This window comes from Lysobacter sp. SCRH-1R, from assembly GCF_057747855.1.
In genome coordinates, this window is the sequence record NZ_CM173227.1 from 3812359 (window position 1) to 3829855 (window position 17497).

Annotated in this window: 12 protein-coding genes; 7 read left to right on the top strand and 5 right to left on the bottom strand. The window is 69.3% G+C overall.

The features are described 5' to 3' along the window. The first annotated feature begins 315 nt into the window (after nucleotides 1-315). Complete coding sequence (locus tag AC3ANK_RS17460) at nucleotides 316-4557, top strand: ATP-binding protein (protein WP_484171581.1); 4242 nt, start codon at nucleotides 316-318, stop codon at nucleotides 4555-4557. 8 nt (nucleotides 4558-4565) lie between these two features. On the opposite strand, the gene AC3ANK_RS17465 is transcribed toward AC3ANK_RS17460, so the two are convergent. Further along, nucleotides 4566-5366 carry a sulfite exporter TauE/SafE family protein gene (locus AC3ANK_RS17465; protein ID WP_484171582.1) on the bottom strand — a complete coding sequence of 267 codons (801 nt, stop codon included), beginning with the start codon at nucleotides 5364-5366 and terminating at the stop codon, nucleotides 4566-4568. Nucleotides 5367-5536: 170 nt separating this feature from the next. Here AC3ANK_RS17465 and AC3ANK_RS17470 point away from each other — a divergent pair, with 170 nt between their 5' ends. The 5 genes from AC3ANK_RS17470 (at nucleotide 5537) to AC3ANK_RS17490 (ending at nucleotide 10579) form a co-directional block, all read left to right on the top strand. Beyond that, on the top strand, nucleotides 5537-7561 hold the full coding sequence (locus AC3ANK_RS17470; protein ID WP_484172893.1) for a lytic transglycosylase domain-containing protein: 2025 nt from the start codon (nucleotides 5537-5539) through the stop codon (nucleotides 7559-7561). A 27-nt stretch (nucleotides 7562-7588) separates the two neighbouring features. Then, nucleotides 7589-8488 (top strand): complex I NDUFA9 subunit family protein, encoded by a 900-nt coding sequence (locus AC3ANK_RS17475; protein WP_484171583.1) that lies wholly within the window; start codon nucleotides 7589-7591, stop codon nucleotides 8486-8488. An 82-nt stretch (nucleotides 8489-8570) separates the two neighbouring features. After that, a complete protein-coding gene (locus tag AC3ANK_RS17480; RefSeq protein WP_206862390.1) occupies nucleotides 8571-8891 on the top strand; it encodes a hypothetical protein in 321 nt (106 codons plus the stop codon). Nucleotides 8892-8978: 87 nt separating this feature from the next. Continuing rightward, nucleotides 8979-9356 (top strand): PH domain-containing protein, encoded by a 378-nt coding sequence (locus tag AC3ANK_RS17485; RefSeq protein ID WP_206862391.1) that lies wholly within the window; start codon nucleotides 8979-8981, stop codon nucleotides 9354-9356. Next, nucleotides 9353-10579, top strand: coding sequence for a multifunctional CCA addition/repair protein (locus AC3ANK_RS17490; protein WP_484171584.1), 1227 nt, complete (start codon nucleotides 9353-9355; stop codon nucleotides 10577-10579). The genes AC3ANK_RS17485 and AC3ANK_RS17490 overlap by 4 nt, the downstream gene beginning before the upstream one ends. A gap of 479 nt (nucleotides 10580-11058) precedes the next feature. On the opposite strand, the gene AC3ANK_RS17495 is transcribed toward AC3ANK_RS17490, so the two are convergent. The 3 genes from AC3ANK_RS17495 to AC3ANK_RS17505 all read right to left on the bottom strand — a co-directional run bounded on the left by AC3ANK_RS17495 (nucleotide 11059) and on the right by AC3ANK_RS17505 (nucleotide 15627). After that, nucleotides 11059-13728, bottom strand: a complete 2670-nt coding sequence (locus AC3ANK_RS17495) for a TonB-dependent receptor plug domain-containing protein (protein WP_206862393.1) — start codon at nucleotides 13726-13728, stop codon at nucleotides 11059-11061. A gap of 250 nt (nucleotides 13729-13978) precedes the next feature. Next, nucleotides 13979-14389: a VanZ family protein gene (locus tag AC3ANK_RS17500; protein ID WP_206862394.1), complete on the bottom strand. Its 411-nt coding sequence runs from the start codon at nucleotides 14387-14389 to the stop codon at nucleotides 13979-13981. 5 nt (nucleotides 14390-14394) lie between these two features. Further along, a complete protein-coding gene (locus AC3ANK_RS17505) occupies nucleotides 14395-15627 on the bottom strand; it encodes a class I SAM-dependent methyltransferase (RefSeq protein ID WP_484171585.1) in 1233 nt (410 codons plus the stop codon). Between the two features lie 74 nt (nucleotides 15628-15701). On the opposite strand from AC3ANK_RS17505, the gene AC3ANK_RS17510 reads away from it, so the two are divergent. Continuing rightward, nucleotides 15702-16454 (top strand): pteridine reductase, encoded by a 753-nt coding sequence (locus AC3ANK_RS17510; RefSeq protein ID WP_484171586.1) that lies wholly within the window; start codon nucleotides 15702-15704, stop codon nucleotides 16452-16454. A gap of 193 nt (nucleotides 16455-16647) precedes the next feature. Here AC3ANK_RS17510 and AC3ANK_RS17515 read toward each other — a convergent pair whose 3' ends face one another. Beyond that, the gene (locus AC3ANK_RS17515; RefSeq protein ID WP_484171587.1) at nucleotides 16648-17472 is read right to left on the bottom strand and encodes a DUF6159 family protein; all 825 of its coding nucleotides are present in this window, start codon (nucleotides 17470-17472) and stop codon (nucleotides 16648-16650) included. Between the last annotated feature and the right edge of the window lie 25 nt (nucleotides 17473-17497).

Consider the following 17497-nt stretch of genomic DNA (forward strand, 5'->3'; position numbering starts at 1 on the left):
CTCTGTGTCAGGACCGCGACGGAGGCGCCGCTGCGCGGCAAGCGTTCGCGGAAAAAACGCAACGCGCACGCCTTCACGCACCATTGACATTGCCGGCGCGAGTAAAGGGGAGATTCAGACCCGTCTGATGGCGGCACATGGGGGTGCCGCCTAGGCTGCGGTGAAAGCACGTTCTTTCACGACGAGACACGCATGAGCCTGGGCCACCACATGCATCGCCACGGACTCACCTTGCGGTGTCTGCTCTGCCTCATGCTCGTTGTTTGCGGCGTTGCGAACGTGCAGGCCGCGCGGCCCTCGCAACGTGCGTCGCGTGTGCCCGAACCCGCCATTTCGCTGACGCCTTCGGAAGAAGCCTGGCGACGCGAGCATCCCGTCGTGGAGGTCGGGGTGTTCGCCGGCGACTTCATCCCCTTCGAAGCGTGGCGCGGTGGCCGCCCGGAAGGCCTCGGCGTCGACTACATGCGCGCGCTGGCGGCGCGCGCCGGCATGCGGCTGGAGTTCCACCCGTTCACCGATTGGGAAGGCATCGCCATCGGGCAGTCGAAACAGGCGCCGCCTTACGACGTGCTGCTCGCACAGCCGGTGATCGGCCAGCGCATGGAACGCTTCCACATGCTGCGGCCGTTCGTGTCGTCGCAGCAGATCATGCTGGTCGCGCGCAAGGGCGACCTGCAGATCCGCAGCCCGCGCGACCTCGATTCGGCGCGCGTCACCATCGAACGCCGATTCCTGCTCTCGGCAAAGGCGTTCGCCGAACGCCATCCGCGCGCGACGCTCGTCTACGCCGACGACGGCCACGAGGCGCTGGACATGCTCGCGCGCGGACAGGCCGATGCGTATCTCGGCGTCACGCTGCCACGCACGACGGCACTGGTGCGGCAGCGACGCGCGGACGACGTGTCGATCCTCGGCCCGCTGGATTTGCCCACGTTCGAGCTCGCGCCCGCGGTGCGACGCGACCGCAGCGAACTGGCCAGCATCCTGCGCAAGGCCGAGGCGAGGATTCCCGATCGCGAAATCCAGCAGATGCGCGTGCGCTGGGGCGCGGGCGACGTGCCTTCGCTGGCGACGTCGCATGCGGTGGGCCTGAGCCGGTCGGAGCGCGAATGGATCGCCTCGCTTCCCGTGCTGCGCATGGGCTACGAAGTCGATCGCTTCCCCTACAGCTTCCTTGCGCGCGAAGGCGGTTTCGACGGCATCGCGGCGAACTACCTGGAGCTTGTCCAGCGCAAGCTCGGCCTGCGCGTCCAGCTGGTGCCCGCGCCGGACTGGAACAGCCTGCAACGCATGGCGCTGGCGAACGAGGTCGACCTGGTCGCGGCAGGCAGCAGCGGCGACATCGACAGCGACGCGATGGTGTTCAGCCGCTCGTACGAGAGCTTCCCGCAGGTCATCGTCGCGCGACTGCACGGGCCCGCGATCGCCAGCGCGTCGGATCTGGGCGGCCTCACCGTCGCCGTGCGCGACGAGCCGGGCGTGGTCGCGTCGCTGCGCGCGTTGCTGCCGCTGTCGAGGCTGCGAACCGTCGGCGGCAACGAAGCGGGACTCGCGCTCGTCGCCAGTGGCCGCGCCGATGCCTACATCGGCACGCTGCCGGCCATCGACGCCCTGATCCGCAACCGCTACGCCGGCGAACTGCACGTCGTCGGCCCGGCCGGCTTCGATACCGAACTCGCGTTCGGCGTGTCGCGCCAGTACGAGGCGTTGATTCCGCTGGTCGACCGCGTGCTCGACAACATGCCGGAAGCCGAACGCCAGGCGATCCGCGCGCGCTGGCTCACCACCGATTACGTCTACGGCGTGCCATGGCGCTGGGTGCTGCTGGGCACGGCGGCGGTGATGCTGGCGCTGGGCGCGATCGGCCTGGCGTATGAGCGCCTGCGCCGGGCATCGCAACTGCAGGCGCGCGCCGAGAACGCGCTGGCCACGCAGCTGCTGTTCCAGCAGACGCTGCTGGAGAACATTCCCTACGCCGTATTCGTGAAGGACAGCGAAGGCCGCTACATCACCGTGAACCGCGCGTACGAGGCGATGTTCGGCGTCAGGCGCGAGCAGCTGGTCGGGCGCACGGCGCGGGAGAGCGCGCACGTGAGCGGGATCGCCGATGACGTCCTCACCGGCGAGGACATGCAGGTGCTCGCCACCGGCACGGGCACCCGCCGCGAACTCACCGTGCCCGCGCGGAACGGCGACGGCGTGCATCACCTCATCGTATGGCGCCATCCGCTCGCCACGCCCGAGGACGGTACGGTCAGGCTGATCGGCACGATCGTCGAGGTCACCGAGATCCGCGAAGCCGAAGCGCGGGCGCGCGCATCGGAGCAGCGCCTGCACGACATCACCCAGGCGATGCCCGGCACGGTCTTCCAGTTCCGCGTGGGGGCCGATGGCACGCGCGGCTTCACGTACGTCGCCGGCGATGCGGCCGGCATCATGGGTTTGTCCGCCGAGGAAATCGTCGACGACGAGCGATCCACGTTCCACCGCCTGCATCCGGACGACCAGCCCAGGGTGCTGGAAGCAGCCGACACGGCGGCGCGGACGCTCAAGCCGATCGCGCCGTTCGACGTGCGTTTCCGCATCGGCGATGACTGGCGCTGGCTGCGCACGGAAGGCGGCCCGCCGCGCCGCCTGCCCGATGGTTCGGTCGAATGGAGCGGCTACTGGGTCGACACCACCACGATGCACGAGCAGGCGCAGGCGCTGAGCGAAGCCAAGGCGCAGGCCGAGTCCGCCGTGGCCGCCAAGAGCATCTTCCTGGCCGCGATGAGCCATGAAATCCGCACGCCGATGACCGGCGTGCTGGGCCTGATGGAACTGCTCACGCACACGCGCCTGGATCACGAACAGGCGAACATGGCGACGATGGCGCGCGATTCGGCGCGCGCGTTGCTGCAGATCCTCGACGACATCCTCGACTATTCGCGCATCGAGTCAGGCCGGCTGGCCATCAGCGATGCCGATTTCGACCTGCGCGAACTCGTGGACGGCGTCGCCGGCCTGTTCGGCGTACGCGCCACCGAAGGCGACGTCCGGATGTACTCGATCGTCGACTGGCGCCTGGCCACGCGATTCCATGGCGATGCGATGCGCATCCGGCAGATCATCGCCAACCTGCTCAGCAACGCGCTCAAGTTCACCTCGCACGGCCACGTGGCACTGCACGTGCGCCTGATCAGCGAAACCGCGCGTGGGCAGCAGTTGCGCATCGAAGTGGCCGACACCGGCATCGGCATCGCCCCGGAGCACCTCGCGCGCCTGTTCCAGCCCTTCACGCAGGCGGAGGAATCCACCACCCGCCGCTACGGCGGTACGGGGCTGGGATTGTCGATCAGTCGTCGCCTCGCCGAGATGATGGGCGGCAGCCTGCAGCTGGAAAGCGAGCCCGGGCGCGGTACGCGTGCGGTACTCGAGCTTTCGCTGGGCGTCGTGCAGCCGTTGCAGGGGCGACCGGAGTTCGAAGGGCGCTCGGCCGTGGTGTGCGTCGCCGACGAGTTGCGTTCGCAGGAGATCTGCAATGGCCTGAGCTCGTTCGGCTTCAGCCTGATCGAAGCCGAATCGTCCGATCTGGTGGAGTTCGACGCCGGCGACATGGACCTGCTGCTCGTCGATGCGGACGTGGTCGTCCCCGGCACGCTGTCGGGCCGCCCGCTGGTGCGCGTGGTGCGCGAGGGCGAGCCGCGTCCTCCGCTGGACGGTGAGGTCCGGCTTCCCGGCGACCCGCAGACCACGCGTGCGCTGGCGCGCGCCTGCCACGAAGCGCTCGGCCTGGTCGTGGGCGATGCGAACACACCGGCTTCGGTCCGCGCCAGCGCGCCGCGCGAGGCGCGCATCCTCGTCGCCGAAGACCATCCGATCAATCGCGCCGTCATCGGGCGCCAGCTCGAAAGCCTCGGCTACGCCTTCGCGATGGCCGCCAATGGCGAAGAAGCGCTCGCGGAACTGCAGCGCGCGCACTACGACCTGCTGCTGACCGACTGCCACATGCCGGTGCTCGACGGTTACGCACTCACCCGCGCCGTGCGTGCTTCGGAAACGGGCGGCGCGCACATGCCGATCATCGGTCTGTCCGCCAGCGTGCTGCCCGAGCAGATCCAGCGTTGCCGGGATTCGGGCATGGACGATTTTCTCGGCAAACCCATCCAGCTGGATGCGCTGGCGGCGAAGCTGTCGTCGTTCCTGCTGTCGCCCGCGATGGCGCGCGCAACGTTCGTCGCCAGCGAACCGCAAGGGCTGGATCGCCTGCGGGCGATGTACGACGACGACGCGGACTACCGGCGCGTGCTTGGCGACCTGCTCGCCATCAGTCGCACGGAACTTGCGGAACTGGACGAGGCGATCGGCGAAGGCGACCCCGCGCGGCAACGCGAGCTTCTGCATCGCATCGAAGGCGCGCTGGTGCTGGTTGGCGCACACACCGCGCCGCAGGACGACGAACCCCGCGACGTGGTGCTTCGTCGCGCCGCCATCATCGCGACGCTGGACAGCATCGAGTCGGCGTTGCGCCAGGGAAAGGCGCCATCGGCCCGGGGCGTCGGCGACGCGGTCGGTTGATGCGGCCGTCAGGCGCCCAGCAGCAGGCTGGTACCCACCAGCACCAGGAAACCCGCGAACACGCGCTTGAGCGTGTCGCCGCGCAGGTAATGCGCCAGCCGCGTTCCGTAGGGCGCCGCGAACACCGAGGCGGCGGCAACGCCGATCGCCGCGGGCAGGTAGACGTAACCGACCGCGTGCTGCGGCAGCGCGCCGGCCGGCGCATGCAACGCATAGCCGACGGCGCTCGCAAGGCCAATCGCCACCCCGCACGCGGACGACGTGCCAACGGCGCGCACCGGCACCACGCCGCGCCACACCAGCAGCGGCACCGTCATGCTGCCGCCGCCGATGCCCACCACCGCGGACATCGCGCCGATACCCACGCCGGCCGCGGTCATCGGCACGCCGCGCGGCGCGGGCACCTGCGCATCGCCGGCAGCGCGCGTGCCGCCGAAGATCAGCTGCGCCGCGGCGAGGAAGCAGTAACCCGCGACGATCCAGCGCAGCACGCCGTCGTCGATGCGCACGGCCAGAGCGCTGCCGAACCAGCCGCCGACCAGCAGGCCCGGCACCATCCACGCCACCGTCGGCCACGACACGCTGCCGCGCCTGGCGTGCGCGCGCGCCGATGCCGCGGCGGTCAGCACGATGCTCGCCAGCGAACTGGCCAGTGCGGCGTGCATCGCGGCCTCTTTCGGAATGCCCATGCCGGGCAACAACCACGCCAGCGCCGCCACCAGCACCAGGCCACCGCCCACGCCGAGCAGGCCCGCGAGAACACCGGCGATCGCACCAAGACCCAGGAACACGAACAGTGCAAGCAACATGGAAGCTCCAGATCGAAAGCAAGTGCAATGACGAAACGCGCGACGACGACGACGATCCATCGCACGGCCCATCGCAACCGGAACCGTGCCTGACCGCGACCGGCATCATGGAGACGGCCGCTTCACGATGCTGGGCTATAGTCCCGGCAATGGTCCCCCGCCCATTCATCATCGTACTCGCTGCGTGCAGCGTTGCCGTTGCGGCGTCTGCCTGCGCGCAGACGCCCGCCGCCGCGCCGCGCGTCTCCATTCCCGCGTTGCCCAGGCCGCTCGCCGACTCCAGGCTGCCGCGCGTGCGCGACGCGCTCGAGGCCGCGGAAACCGGCCGCTTCGATGCGACGCAGTTCTCCGACCTCGCGCAGCATCCGCTGTACCCGTGGATCGAGTACGCCTCGCTTCGGCGCGACATCGACAACCTGTCGCCCGGCATCGCGCAGGGCTTCCTCTCGCGCAATCGCGGGCAGGCTGCAGCGGAGGCGTTCCGCGAAAGCTGGATCGCCGCTTCGGCGCGGCGCCAGGACTGGTCCTCGGTGCTGGCCGCGTGGAGTCCGTCGATCAAGAGCACGACCCTGCGCTGCCATGAGCTCAATGCGCGCCAGGCCGTCGGCCGCGCGGATGCGCAATGGACCCGCGACATGCAGGCGATCTGGCGCACCGGCGACTCGCTGCCCGATGCCTGCGACGATCCGATCGCCGCGCTCTCCGCGCAGGGCGGGCTGACACCGGAACTGCGGTGGGAGCGCATCGAACTGGCCGCCGCGAAATGGCAGCCGGGCGTGATGCGCGCAGCCGCGAGTGGGCTGCCGCCCGACCAGGCCGCGCTGGCGAACGACTACGCGGCGTTCCTCGAAAGCCCGCACGAACGCGCGCTCGCCTGGCCGAAGACCGAACGCAGCCGCGAGATCGCATCGCAGGGCCTGGCGAAGTACGGCAAGTCGTCCCCGGCCGGCGCCGAGGCGATCCTTCCGCGCCATGCCGATGCGCTGGGCTTGAGCGAAGCGCAACGTGGCCGCGTCCTGTACCAGATCGCGCTGTGGACGGTGGCGTCCTACGAACCCGAATCGGCGCGGCGCCTCAACGCGGTGCCCGCCTCCGCGTACGACGAACGCCTGCACGAATGGCGCGTGCGCGAGGCGATGTCGCGATCCGACTGGCCGGCCGCGCTGGCGGCGATCCAGAAGATGGGTGCGAAGCAGCGGAACGATTCGCGCTGGACCTACTTCGAAGCGCGCCTGAGCGAACTGGCCGGACGCAAGCCCGATGCCGAGCGCCTGTTCCGCGAGGCCGCGAGAAAGCCCGAATTCCACGGCTTCCTTGCCGCCGATCGTCTCGACCAGCCGTATGCGCTGTGCCCGTGGTTGCCGGAAAGCAGCACCGCGGCGCAGCAGGCCGTCGCGCGCGATCCGGCGATGGTTCGCGCGATGGGGCTGTTCCAGATCGACCGCACCGGCTGGGCGACGCGCGAATGGGACGATGCGCTCTCTCGCTTCAACGACGAGCAGCGCCGCATCGCGGTGGAAGTGGCGCAGGGCAACGGCTGGTTCGATCGCGCGGTGTTCTCGCTCGGAAAGAATCCCGAGGAACAGCGCCTGTACGGCCTGCGCTTCCCGCTGCATCACGAGGCGACGATCCGGCGCGAGGCGTTGAAGAACAACCTCGATCCGGCGTGGGTGGCGGCGGAAATCCGCGCCGAAAGCATCTTCTACCCGCGTGCGCGTTCGTCGGCGAACGCGATGGGGCTGATGCAGGTCCTGCCCGGCACCGGTGCCGGTGTCGCGAGCCGCATCGGCATGCCGTGGGGCGGCGCGGACAGCCTCTTCGATCCGGACACCAACATCGTCCTGGGCACCGCGTACCTGCGCCAGCTGATGGACAAATACGGCGGCCAGCCCTACCAGGTGATCGCCGGCTACAACGCCGGCCCGGCGCCGCTGGGACGCTGGCAGTCGCAGCGGCCGGGCATGGATCCGGACTTCTGGATCGAGACCATCAGCTACAAGGAAACGCGCGAATACGTCGCCCGCGTGCTGGCCTTCAGCGTGCTGTACGACTGGCGCCTCAACGGCGACGCGCTGCGTCTGAGCGACAGGCTGCGCGGGCGCACCGACGGCCCGCGCAAGCGTTTCGAATGCCCCACCCCGGCCACCGCGCCGGTGCCACCGGCGACACAATCCCGTTCCAGATCACAGCGTTGAACGCCGCCGTCGCCTAGACTTTCGTCCATGGCACAACGTCACGTGGTGGTTCTCGGCGGCACCGGCTTCGTCGGCCGGCATCTGGTCGCGCGCCTGTTGCAGGGCGGCGATCGCGTGACCGTGCTCAGTCGCGGCGTCGACGCCGGCAAGCGTGCGCTCAAGCCCAACGGCGCGAGCCTGATCGAAGGCGACGTCGCCGATGCCGACTTCCTCGCCGCCGTGCTCGACGACGCCGACGCGGTGGTCAACCTCGTCGGCATCCTCAACGAGAAGGGCGATCGCGGCGACGGCTTCGAACGCGTGTTCGTCGGCATCACCGACGCGCTGATCGACGCGATGAAGCGCATGGGCGTGCGTCGCCTGCTGCAGATGAGCGCCCTCAACGCCGGCCGCGGCGACAGCCACTACCTGCGCTCGCGCGGGCGCGCCGAGCAGCACGTGCGCGCATCCGGCCTGGACTGGACGCTGTTCCGTCCGTCGGTCATCGCCGGCCCCGGCGATGGCCTGTTCTGCCGGTTCGACGGCCTGCTGAAGTTCGCGCCGATCCTGCCGATCGGCCGCGCCGACGCGCGCTTCCAGCCAGTGTGGGTCGGCGACGTGGTCGAGGCGTACGCCAGGGCGCTCGACGAACCGCGCAGCGCCGGCCAGGCCTACGACCTCATCGGCCCGGATGTGATGACGCTCCGGCAGATCGTGAAGCTCGCCGCGCGCGGGCGCGGGCGCCATCGCGGGGTGCTCGGGCTGCCGGCATCGCTCGGCAAGTTCCAGGCCGAGATCGGCGAATGGCTGCCCGGGAAGCCGATCAGCCGCGACAACTGGCGGTCCCTGCAGCTGGATTCGGTCAGCCTGGAGGACGGCCTGCGCCGGCTCGGCATCACCCCCACGCCGGTGGAACCCCGCATCGGAGAGGCTCTCGCCGGCTGCTGATCCCCTTTGCGCAACGTGCCGGGAAAGTTGATAGGCTCGGCGTTTGCGGCCCCGGCCGCCCCACCGCAAAGGAAGCATCGACATGACCCTTTCCCTCATCGCGGCAGCTGTCGTGGGTCTGGCCATCGGACAGGCAGGCGCGCCCGCCCCCGCTGCGCAGGCACACCCCGCCCCCACCGAGCAGGCGAGCCCGCAGCCGGCCGAGAAGCCGAGCGAGGTCCTCGGTTCCCGCGACGCCGACGACAAGCTCATCTGCCGCAAGGTCCGCACCGTCGGCAGCAACATGGTCTCGCGCGATTGCCGCACCGCGGCGCAGCGCCGCAAGGAAGCCTCCGATGCGCGCGATGCGTTGAACGGCGGTGGCCGCTCGCTCAACAACATCGACCTCGGCGGCGCCCAGTAATCACCGCCCCACGCACGGAGCCAGCCTGCACGCTGGCTCCGTGCGTGTGCGTTTAACATCCGTGGCCTCACTCGAAAGGAGAGGACCATGGGCCTCATCGATACCCTGCTCGGCCACGCCGGCGAAAAGCCGGTCGACAAGCTCGCCGAGGAATTCGCGCCGCTGCTCGCCCCGGGCGAAACCCTGCAACGCGCGTTCGGCCTGGTTCGCGACCTGATCGTCTTCACCGATCGCCGCATGATCCTGGTCGACAAGCAGGGCGTCACCGGCAGCAAGGTGCAGTACCTGAGCATTCCGTACCGGAGCATCGTGATGTTCTCGGTGGAAACGGCCGGGCATTTCGACATGGATTCGGAACTGCGCATCTGGCTGTCGGGCCAGCCGGCGCCGATCGCACGCACGCTCGGCCGCGACAGCGGCGTGCGCGAGATCCTCGCGCTGCTCGCCCAGCACGCGCCGCGATGAAGCGTTTTCTGGTCGGTGGCGCGGTCCGCGACCGCCTGCTCGGCCTGCCGCCCGGCGACAACGACTGGGTGGTGGTCGGCGAAACCCAGGCGTCGATGGAAGCGGCCGGCTTCCGCGCCGTGGGTCGCGATTTCCCGGTGTTCCTCGATCCGCGCACCGGCGAGGAGCACGCGCTCGCGCGCACCGAACGCAAGAGCGGTCGCGGCTATCGCGGCTTCGTCGTCGACGCCGATCCTTCGGTCACGCTGGAAGACGACCTGCAGCGCCGCGACTTCACCATCAACGCGATCGCGCAGGACGAGCACGGCACGCTGGTCGATCCCTACGGCGGCGCGCGCGACATCGAGGCCCGCTTGCTGCGCCACGTCGGGCCGGCGTTCGCGGAGGATCCGTTGCGCGTGCTGCGTGCGGCGCGCTTCATGGCGCGCTTCGCCTCGCTGGGCTTCACCGTCGCGCCGGAAACGATGGCGCTGATGCGCCAGATGGTGGCCTCGGGCGAACTGGCCGAACTCACCGCCGAGCGCGTTTGGCAGGAAACGCGGCGTGCGCTGGCCTGCGCGACGCCGTCGGCGTTCCTGCGCACGTTGCACGATGCGGGTGCGCTCGCCGTCGTGCTGCCGGAAGTCGACGCGCTGTACGGGGTGCCGCAGCGCGCGGAGTACCACCCGGAAGTCGATACGGGCGTGCACGTCGAACTCGTGTGCGACATGGCCGCGCGCCTCGCGCCGGGCGACGACCTGATCGGCTTCGCGGCCATGACGCACGACCTCGGCAAGGCGCTGACGCCCGAACACGTGCTGCCCAAGCACCTGGGCCACGAACAGGCTGGCGTCGCGCCGCTGCGTCGCCTGTGCGACCGGTTGAAGGTGCCGACCGAACATCGCCAGCTCGCCGAAGCCGTCTGCCGCGAGCACCTCAACGTGCATCGCTTCGACGAGTTGCGCGCGCGCACGGTGTACGAGCTGATCGCGCGCTGCGACGGCTTCCGCAAGCCGGCGCGCATCGCGCAGATGGCGCTGGTGTGCGAGGCCGACAAGCGCGGCCGCGCCGGACTGCAGGACGTGCCGTATCCACAGGGCGAAGCCCTCAAGGCCGCACTCGCCGCGGCGATGACGGTGCGCGCGGAGGATGTCGCGCGTGGGTTGAGCGGACCGGACGTCGGCGAGGCGATCCGCAAGGCGAGAATCCGCGCGATCGCGGAGGCAACGGGGAAGAAGCTGTAGTTCGTCGCTTCGGAGGCCGTGCGCGTTTGCTCTTGTAGCACGGGTATGCGAAGCGCACCCCGGGCCCCTTGCTGCCCACCCGGGGGCGCTTCGCTTACCCGGGCTACAAAAGCTCGATCTCGCCGCGCCAGGGCTCAAGGCAATCGCTCAGAGAGGCGCGCCATGACCTCGCAACAAAAAACGCCGGACGACTCCCCAGTCGCCCGGCGTTTCTTCCCCCCGTTGGGTCTTTCGTGTCGGATTCCCTCGCCCCCTGGCACCGGGATCGACCACGTTTGGAGCCGCTGTTCAGGCGGGCATCGCAAGCGCACGATACGTGAAGAATGCGTTAGTGACCGATGCAGCCGTCACAGGATCCGCTCGCGCGAACCGCGCAGGAAGCGCTTCCAGCACGCAACCGTGAACACCGTCGCAGCCGCGAAAACCGCTCCATTCAGCACGGCCGGCGCGTACGCCGGCCGGCACGTCACGCTCCAGCCTCAGAACTGGTAGTTCGCCTTGATGTACCACTCGCCGCCGTTGAAGCCGAACGGCGAGGACAGCGGGTACTTCGCGCCGAGGAAGGTCAGCGTGCTGTTGGTCTCGCGGTCGGGATAGTTGTCGAAGATGTTGGTCCCGCCGACGGTCACGTGCAGCTTGTCCTCGTAAAAGCTGAAGGTCGCCGAGAGGTCGAACAGCCACTCCGAACCGAACTCGCCCTGCTCGCCGAAGGTGAAGTCCTCCCAGCTGTCGTAGTAGTTCGCGCGCGCGGTGATGTTCACGTTCCAGGGCGAGCGCCAGTCGAAGGTGATCACGCTGCGATTGTTCGGCAGCTGGTTCTCCAGGTCCGCCACGCGTTCGGCGTCGATCACCGGCGTGGTCGTGCCCGGAATCACCGCGACGCTGTCCACTTCCTGCTTGTTGTAGCTGTGGCGGAAGTCGAACACGCCCGTGCCCATGCCGCCGAAGTCGGCGCGATACACTGCCACCAGGTCCACGCCCTGCACGGTGCTGTCGAAGCCGTTGACGAAGTACGACACCTGGCGCAGCAGTTCCGCACCGGGCACGCCGGCGTCGATCAGCGCCTGCTGTTCCGGCGAGCCGTCGGCGACGTTGATCGTCTGCAACGCGATGCGGTCGTCCACGTCGATGTTGTAGTAATCGAGCGTGAGGCTGAAGACATCGTTCGGCGCATACACGAAGCCGGCCGAGTAGGCACGCGATTCCTCCGCCGTCACCGGCTGCGCGCCGAGCGCGATCGCCGCATCGCTGTTCACCGGGAACGTGCCCAGCGGAACCAGGTTGCCCGAGGAATCGGCGGTGGTGGTCACGTCCAGCGTGTTGAGCTGGCCCGGCGTGGGCGTGCGGAAGCCGGTGTTGACGGTGGCGCGCACGGCGAACGCGTCGGTGAAGGCGAAGCGCGTGGAGACCTTCCAGTCGAAGGTGCTGTCGAAGTTCGACGTGTCCTCGTAACGACCGGCAACGCCCACGGTCCAGCGTTCGACCACGTCGGTTTCCAGGTCCAGGTAAGCCGAGCGGCTGTACTGGCTGAAATCGCCCGCGGCTTCCGGCGAGTCGCCCTGGAAGCCGTCCGAACCCACGCCGAACAGCGCGCCGGTCGGGCCGTTCTCCCACGACGCCGGATCGCCCGCGCGGATCTTGTAGGTTTCCTCGCGCCATTCCGCGCCGAAGGCGACGTTGACGGGCGTTGCGAACACGTCGTTCTGCCAGGGCCACACGAAGTCCGCGTTGGCGCCGCGTTCGAGCTGGGTCAGGTCGCCCGGCTCGAAACGCGTGGGGCTGAGGCGGCCGAGGCTCGGATTGATCGAGTCGGCCATCTTGTAGACCATCCGGTTCTCGCCCTGGCGCAGGCTCACGTCCCAGCGCAGGCTGCCGGCGGTTTCGCCCTTCGCGCCGAACACGCCCTCGTAGTCCTTCAGGTCCGCGCCGAAGGTCGGCGTGTAGCCGCCCGGGAACAGCGTGTAGATCGGATTGAGCGCGACCCAGCCCGACGGGCTCGACGCATCGGCGGTGAGGTAGTCGGCGGGATCCAGGCCGCGCGCGAGGATGTCGTCGATCATCGACTGCGCGACCGGATCGGGCAGGCCGTCGCCGATCGGGTTGCCGTCCGCGTCGAACGCGCCCTCGGTGTCCACCAGCAGCGTGTTGCGCGGCGCCACGCCCGGCACGCCGACCGGCGTGCGGTAGAAGAAGCTGGATTCGTACTTCGTGTCGGCGTAGCTGCCGAAACCGTACAGGCTGACGTTCTCGCTGATCGGGTATTCGGCGTTGAAGAACGTGCGCAGGCCTTCGCCGTCGGGGTCGCCCCAGCGCTGGCCGAGGCCTTCGAACGGCACCAGGTCGTTGCCGACGGCCGCCCCCACCTGCGCCGCGTCCGCGCGCGGGATGCCGCGCGAGGTGTGGTCGCTGTCGAAGTATTCGAACGTCATGTTGAAGAAGCCGCTGTCGCTCAGCGGCACGCCGAAGTTGACCGAGCTGCGCCATTTGTCGCCGTCGCCCTCGTAGGTCGAACCGTACTGGCCGTCGATGCGCACGCCGTCGGCATAGTCGTTGAGCAGCACGTTGATCACGCCGGCGATGGCGTCGGAGCCGTACTGCGCGGACGAACCGTCGCGCAGCACTTCCACGCGCTGGATCGCGGCGGAGGGAATCAGGCTGTAGTCCACCGCCTGCGAACCCTGGTTGACGGTGCCGAAGGGTTCGACCTGCAGGTTCACCAGCGCCGAGCGATGCCGGCGCTTGCCGTTGATCAGCACCAGCGTCTGGTCGGGCGGCAGGTTGCGCAGGTTGGCCGGACGCACGAACGCGGTGCCGTCGGCGATCGGGAAACGCTGGGTGTTGAACGACGGGGCGATGTTGGCCAGCTGGTCGGTGAAGTCGGCCGAGGCCTGCTTCTCCAGGTCGGCCGGACGGAAGACGTCGACCGGCGAGAGCGATTCGGTCGGCGAACGGCCCTGCACGCGCGTGCCGGTGACGACGAGCTTGTCGAGATCCACGGCGTCCTGGCGGGCGGGCTGCGCCGCCGGCGTCGCGGCCTGGGTCGGTTGTGCCGCCTCCTGCGCGACGTCCTGCGCGGCGGCGGGAAGAGCAGTGGCGAACAGCGCGGCGGCGACGGCCGTGGTCAGGCGATGTCGGGTGGCAACGGGCATGGCGGTTTCCTTGCTCAGGGTGGGCGGACTCCCCCTGTCGAGCCCAGCCCGGAGCTTTAACCAGCCTTTAACCTTTGCGCAATACCTATCGAAACTTTGCCTAATCTGGTTTTATGGCGATCTTTTGTCCGATTCCCACGCCTGCGATGAGGTCGCTTCCCGAGGTTTGGAGGCTGGCGGGGTCAACCATCGCACACGAACGTCGCGCAACCTGCTGCCGTGCGCTGGCAACTTCAGCAAACCGCCCGCATCAGCGCCGGATCGCCGCCTCCACCCGCAGCAACGCCCGCGCCACCGGCGTGGGGCCCAGCATCAGCCCGGCCAGCACGCCGAGCGAATTGGCCAGCGCATCGGCCGAATCGGCCATGCGCGAGACCGTCCACGCGCCTTGGGCGACTTCAAGCGCCACGCCCAGCGCGATGAGCCCCGCCGCCGCGACGGCCTGCGCCCGCCGCGTCGCGAACAGCATCACCGCCCATGCGCCGAGCAGCAGGTAGCCGAGGAAGTGCTCGACCTTGTCGAACCCGTCCGGCACCTCCGGCAGGTCGTGCGCCGGCAGCAGCGAGGACGCCACCACGGCGGCGATCATCGCGATCCAGATCGCCACCCACAGCGCGGGCCAGCGGAACTCGCGCAGCCACCGCCGCCGGGTCGTCGCCATGGCGCTCACAGGCGGAAACTCAGGTCGCCGACGAGGAAGGCCGCGCCGAATTCGACGCCCTTCTCGAAGCCCATCACCTGGAAGCGTTCGCCCATCTCGCTGGGCAGCGTGAGGCGCTTCACTTCCTGCGTGCGCTTCATGCGCTCGTCTTGGTCGGCGATGCGCTCGATCCGCTCCAGCACCCCGGCCAGGCCATTGCCGAGCAGGAAACTCGCCTGCGAGCAGTAACCGGCGAAATCGAAGCCCGCGGCGACACCGGCTTCGGCCAGCGCGGTGAAATCCACCGACGCCGTGAGGTCCTGCAGGCCCGGCCACAGCAGCGGTTCGCCGTGCATGCGATGGCGATAGAACGCGCGCAGCGTGCCGTCGCTGCGATCGGGCTGGTAGTACTCGCCGCGTGGATAGCCGTAATCGACGAACAGCATCGCGCCGCTGCGCATGCCGCCGGACACCGCCTGCACCCAGTACGGCAGCTGCGGCAGCGCTTCGGAACGGTAGCCGTGTTCGAACTCGCGCCCGAGCTGGCGCTCCAGGTGCCGCACCGCATTGCCCAGGAACGCATCGGCCGGACGCAGCACGCGCACGAGTTCGCCGGCTTCGATCGCGACGTGCTCCTCGTACACCTCGCCCGCTTCGATGGCGAAACGCGGCGTGGGCAGCGCGTCGATCACCTCGTTGGCGAACAGCACGCCGTCCCATTCGTCGTTGAACGGACCGTCGAGCCATTCGACCAGCTCGAACAGCGGCGGCACGAGGCGTTCCTGCAGGCGTTCGCGCTGGCGATGGCGCAGCTGCGCGCTGGGCTCGAGGATGCAGTAGCGGTCCGGCAGCGCATCCAGTTCCATCAGCCGCTTGAGCGCGACCTCGGCGAATGCGCCGGTGCCGCCGCCCAGTTCCAGGAAACGCGCCTGCGGCCCCATCTGGCGGAACACCGGCGCGACGCTGTCGGCCACGCAGGCGGCGAAGATCGGTCCGAGTTCCGGCGCGGTGACGAAATCGCCGCTCTCGCCGAACTTGCTCGTGCCGGCGCTGTAGTAGCCGAAGCCCGGCGCGTACAGCGCCAGTTCCATGAAGCGGGAGAACGGAATCGCGCCGCCGTTGTCGGCGATCTGCGCGCGGATCAGTTCGCCCAGTCGCGCGCTGTGCGCGAGCGCGTCGGCGTCGGGCGCCGGCAGGGCATTGGCTTCGCGCTGGCGCTCTCGCGGGTCGGGGCGATGCGAGGGGGAATCGGTGGACATGCGGCATCGCCGTGGGAACACTGGCCGCTCAGGATACGCCACGCGCCGGAGCGCCCCGTCATGAGCATGCCCCGTTGAGCACGCCCCGCCCCGCCACGCCGCCGGTCGCGCTGGTCACCGGCGCGGCCCGGCGTATCGGCGCCGCGATCGCGTGCGGCCTGCATGCGGCGGGATACGACATCGCGCTGCATTACCGCGACTCGGCCGCTGATGCGCACGCACTGGCGGCGGAACTGGAACGCGCGCGCCCCGGAAGCACGCTGCTGTTGCAGGCGGATCTGGCGGAATTCGATCGTTTGCCCGAGCTCGTCGCACAGTGCATCGGCCGCTTCGGCCGGCTGGATGCGCTGGTCAACAACGCATCGACATTCACGCCCACGCCGATCGGCACGGCGACGCCGGCGCAGTGGGACGCGCTGTTCGCCAGCAATGCGCGCGCGCCGTTCTTCCTCGCGCAGGCCGCGGCGCCGCACCTGCGCGCCTCGCGCGGCGCGATCGTCAACCTGTGCGACCTCTACGCCGAACGCCCGCTGCGCGAGCACACGCTCTACTGCATGGCGAAGGCGGCGCTGCTGATGATGACGCGCTCGCTCGCGCTGGAGCTCGGGCCGGACGTGCGCGTCAACGCGGTTTCGCCGGGCGCGATCCTGTGGCCGGAAGATCGCGGCGACACGTCGGCGCAGCAGGCGATGCTCGCCCGCACTCCACTGGGCCGCACCGGCACGCCGGAGGAAGTCGCCGACGCCGTGCGCTGGCTGCTGCAGGATGCGCACTACAGCACGGGGCAGGTGCTGCATCTGGATGGGGGGCGGTTGCTGGGGGTCTAGTTCGATCGGCGCGCTGGTCGCCTGCATGGGCGGGTGTTGCAGCCCGGGTAGGCGAAGCGCACCCGGGGACGCCATCACCCCGCCTACCCGGGTGCGCTTCGCTTACCCGGGCTACGAAAGAACATCGGCGACCGGCAACATCGCCTCCCGAGAACACCGCCATCCAAGGAAGGCCGGGGCCCCGGCACTGCGATCACTTCGCCGCGAACGCCGACTCCAACTGCAGCGCGCGGAACGCCGGCGGCGCCTCGCCTTCCATCGCGTAGCGGTACAACGCCGCCGAATAGATCCCGCTCAGCGCCGCCTGGTACACGCCCAGCATCAGCAGGCCGATCACGAACAGCACGACGACAACCACCGCCAGCGCCGCCGACAGCTGCGCCGCCACGAACGCCACCAGCGCGCCGACCACCACGATCGCGAACGAGATCAGCCCGAACGCCAGGCCGATGCCCACGTTGCCGATCGCGTTCTCGCCCCAGGTGCGGCGCAGCAGGTTGGCGCTGCGCCTGAGTGCCTCGAACGGACCGACTTCCTGGTGCACCAGCACCGGCACCACCAGGAACGTCGCCAGCGTCCACGCCGCGCCCAGGCCGCCGCCGACCAGGCGCATCAGCAGGTTGTCGTCGTCCTTCATGCGCTTGAGGATCACGCCCACCGTCGCCGCGATCGCCGCATACCCCAGGATCGAAGGCAACCGCGCCTTGGCCGCATTGAAGCCGTCGGCCAGCGTCGGATCGCCGCCGTCCAGCCGGATCATCGCCGCGGCCACCAGCGCGCTGTTGCAGAACACGATCACCGTGTACTGGCAGAAATAGAACAGGAACACCCACACCACGCCCGATGCGGCGCCCTGGCTGAAGACGCGCCAGCCGATCACCGGCACCAGGAAGGTCGCCAGCACCACCAGCGTGGCGATGCCGGAGATGATCGGAAACACCATCAGCTCCTTGTCCGAGCGCAGGACGGCCGCACTCGCCTTCACCAGCTCCCAACTGCGTGAGAACTTCTCGAACATCGCGATTTTCCCCGGTCCCCCATGG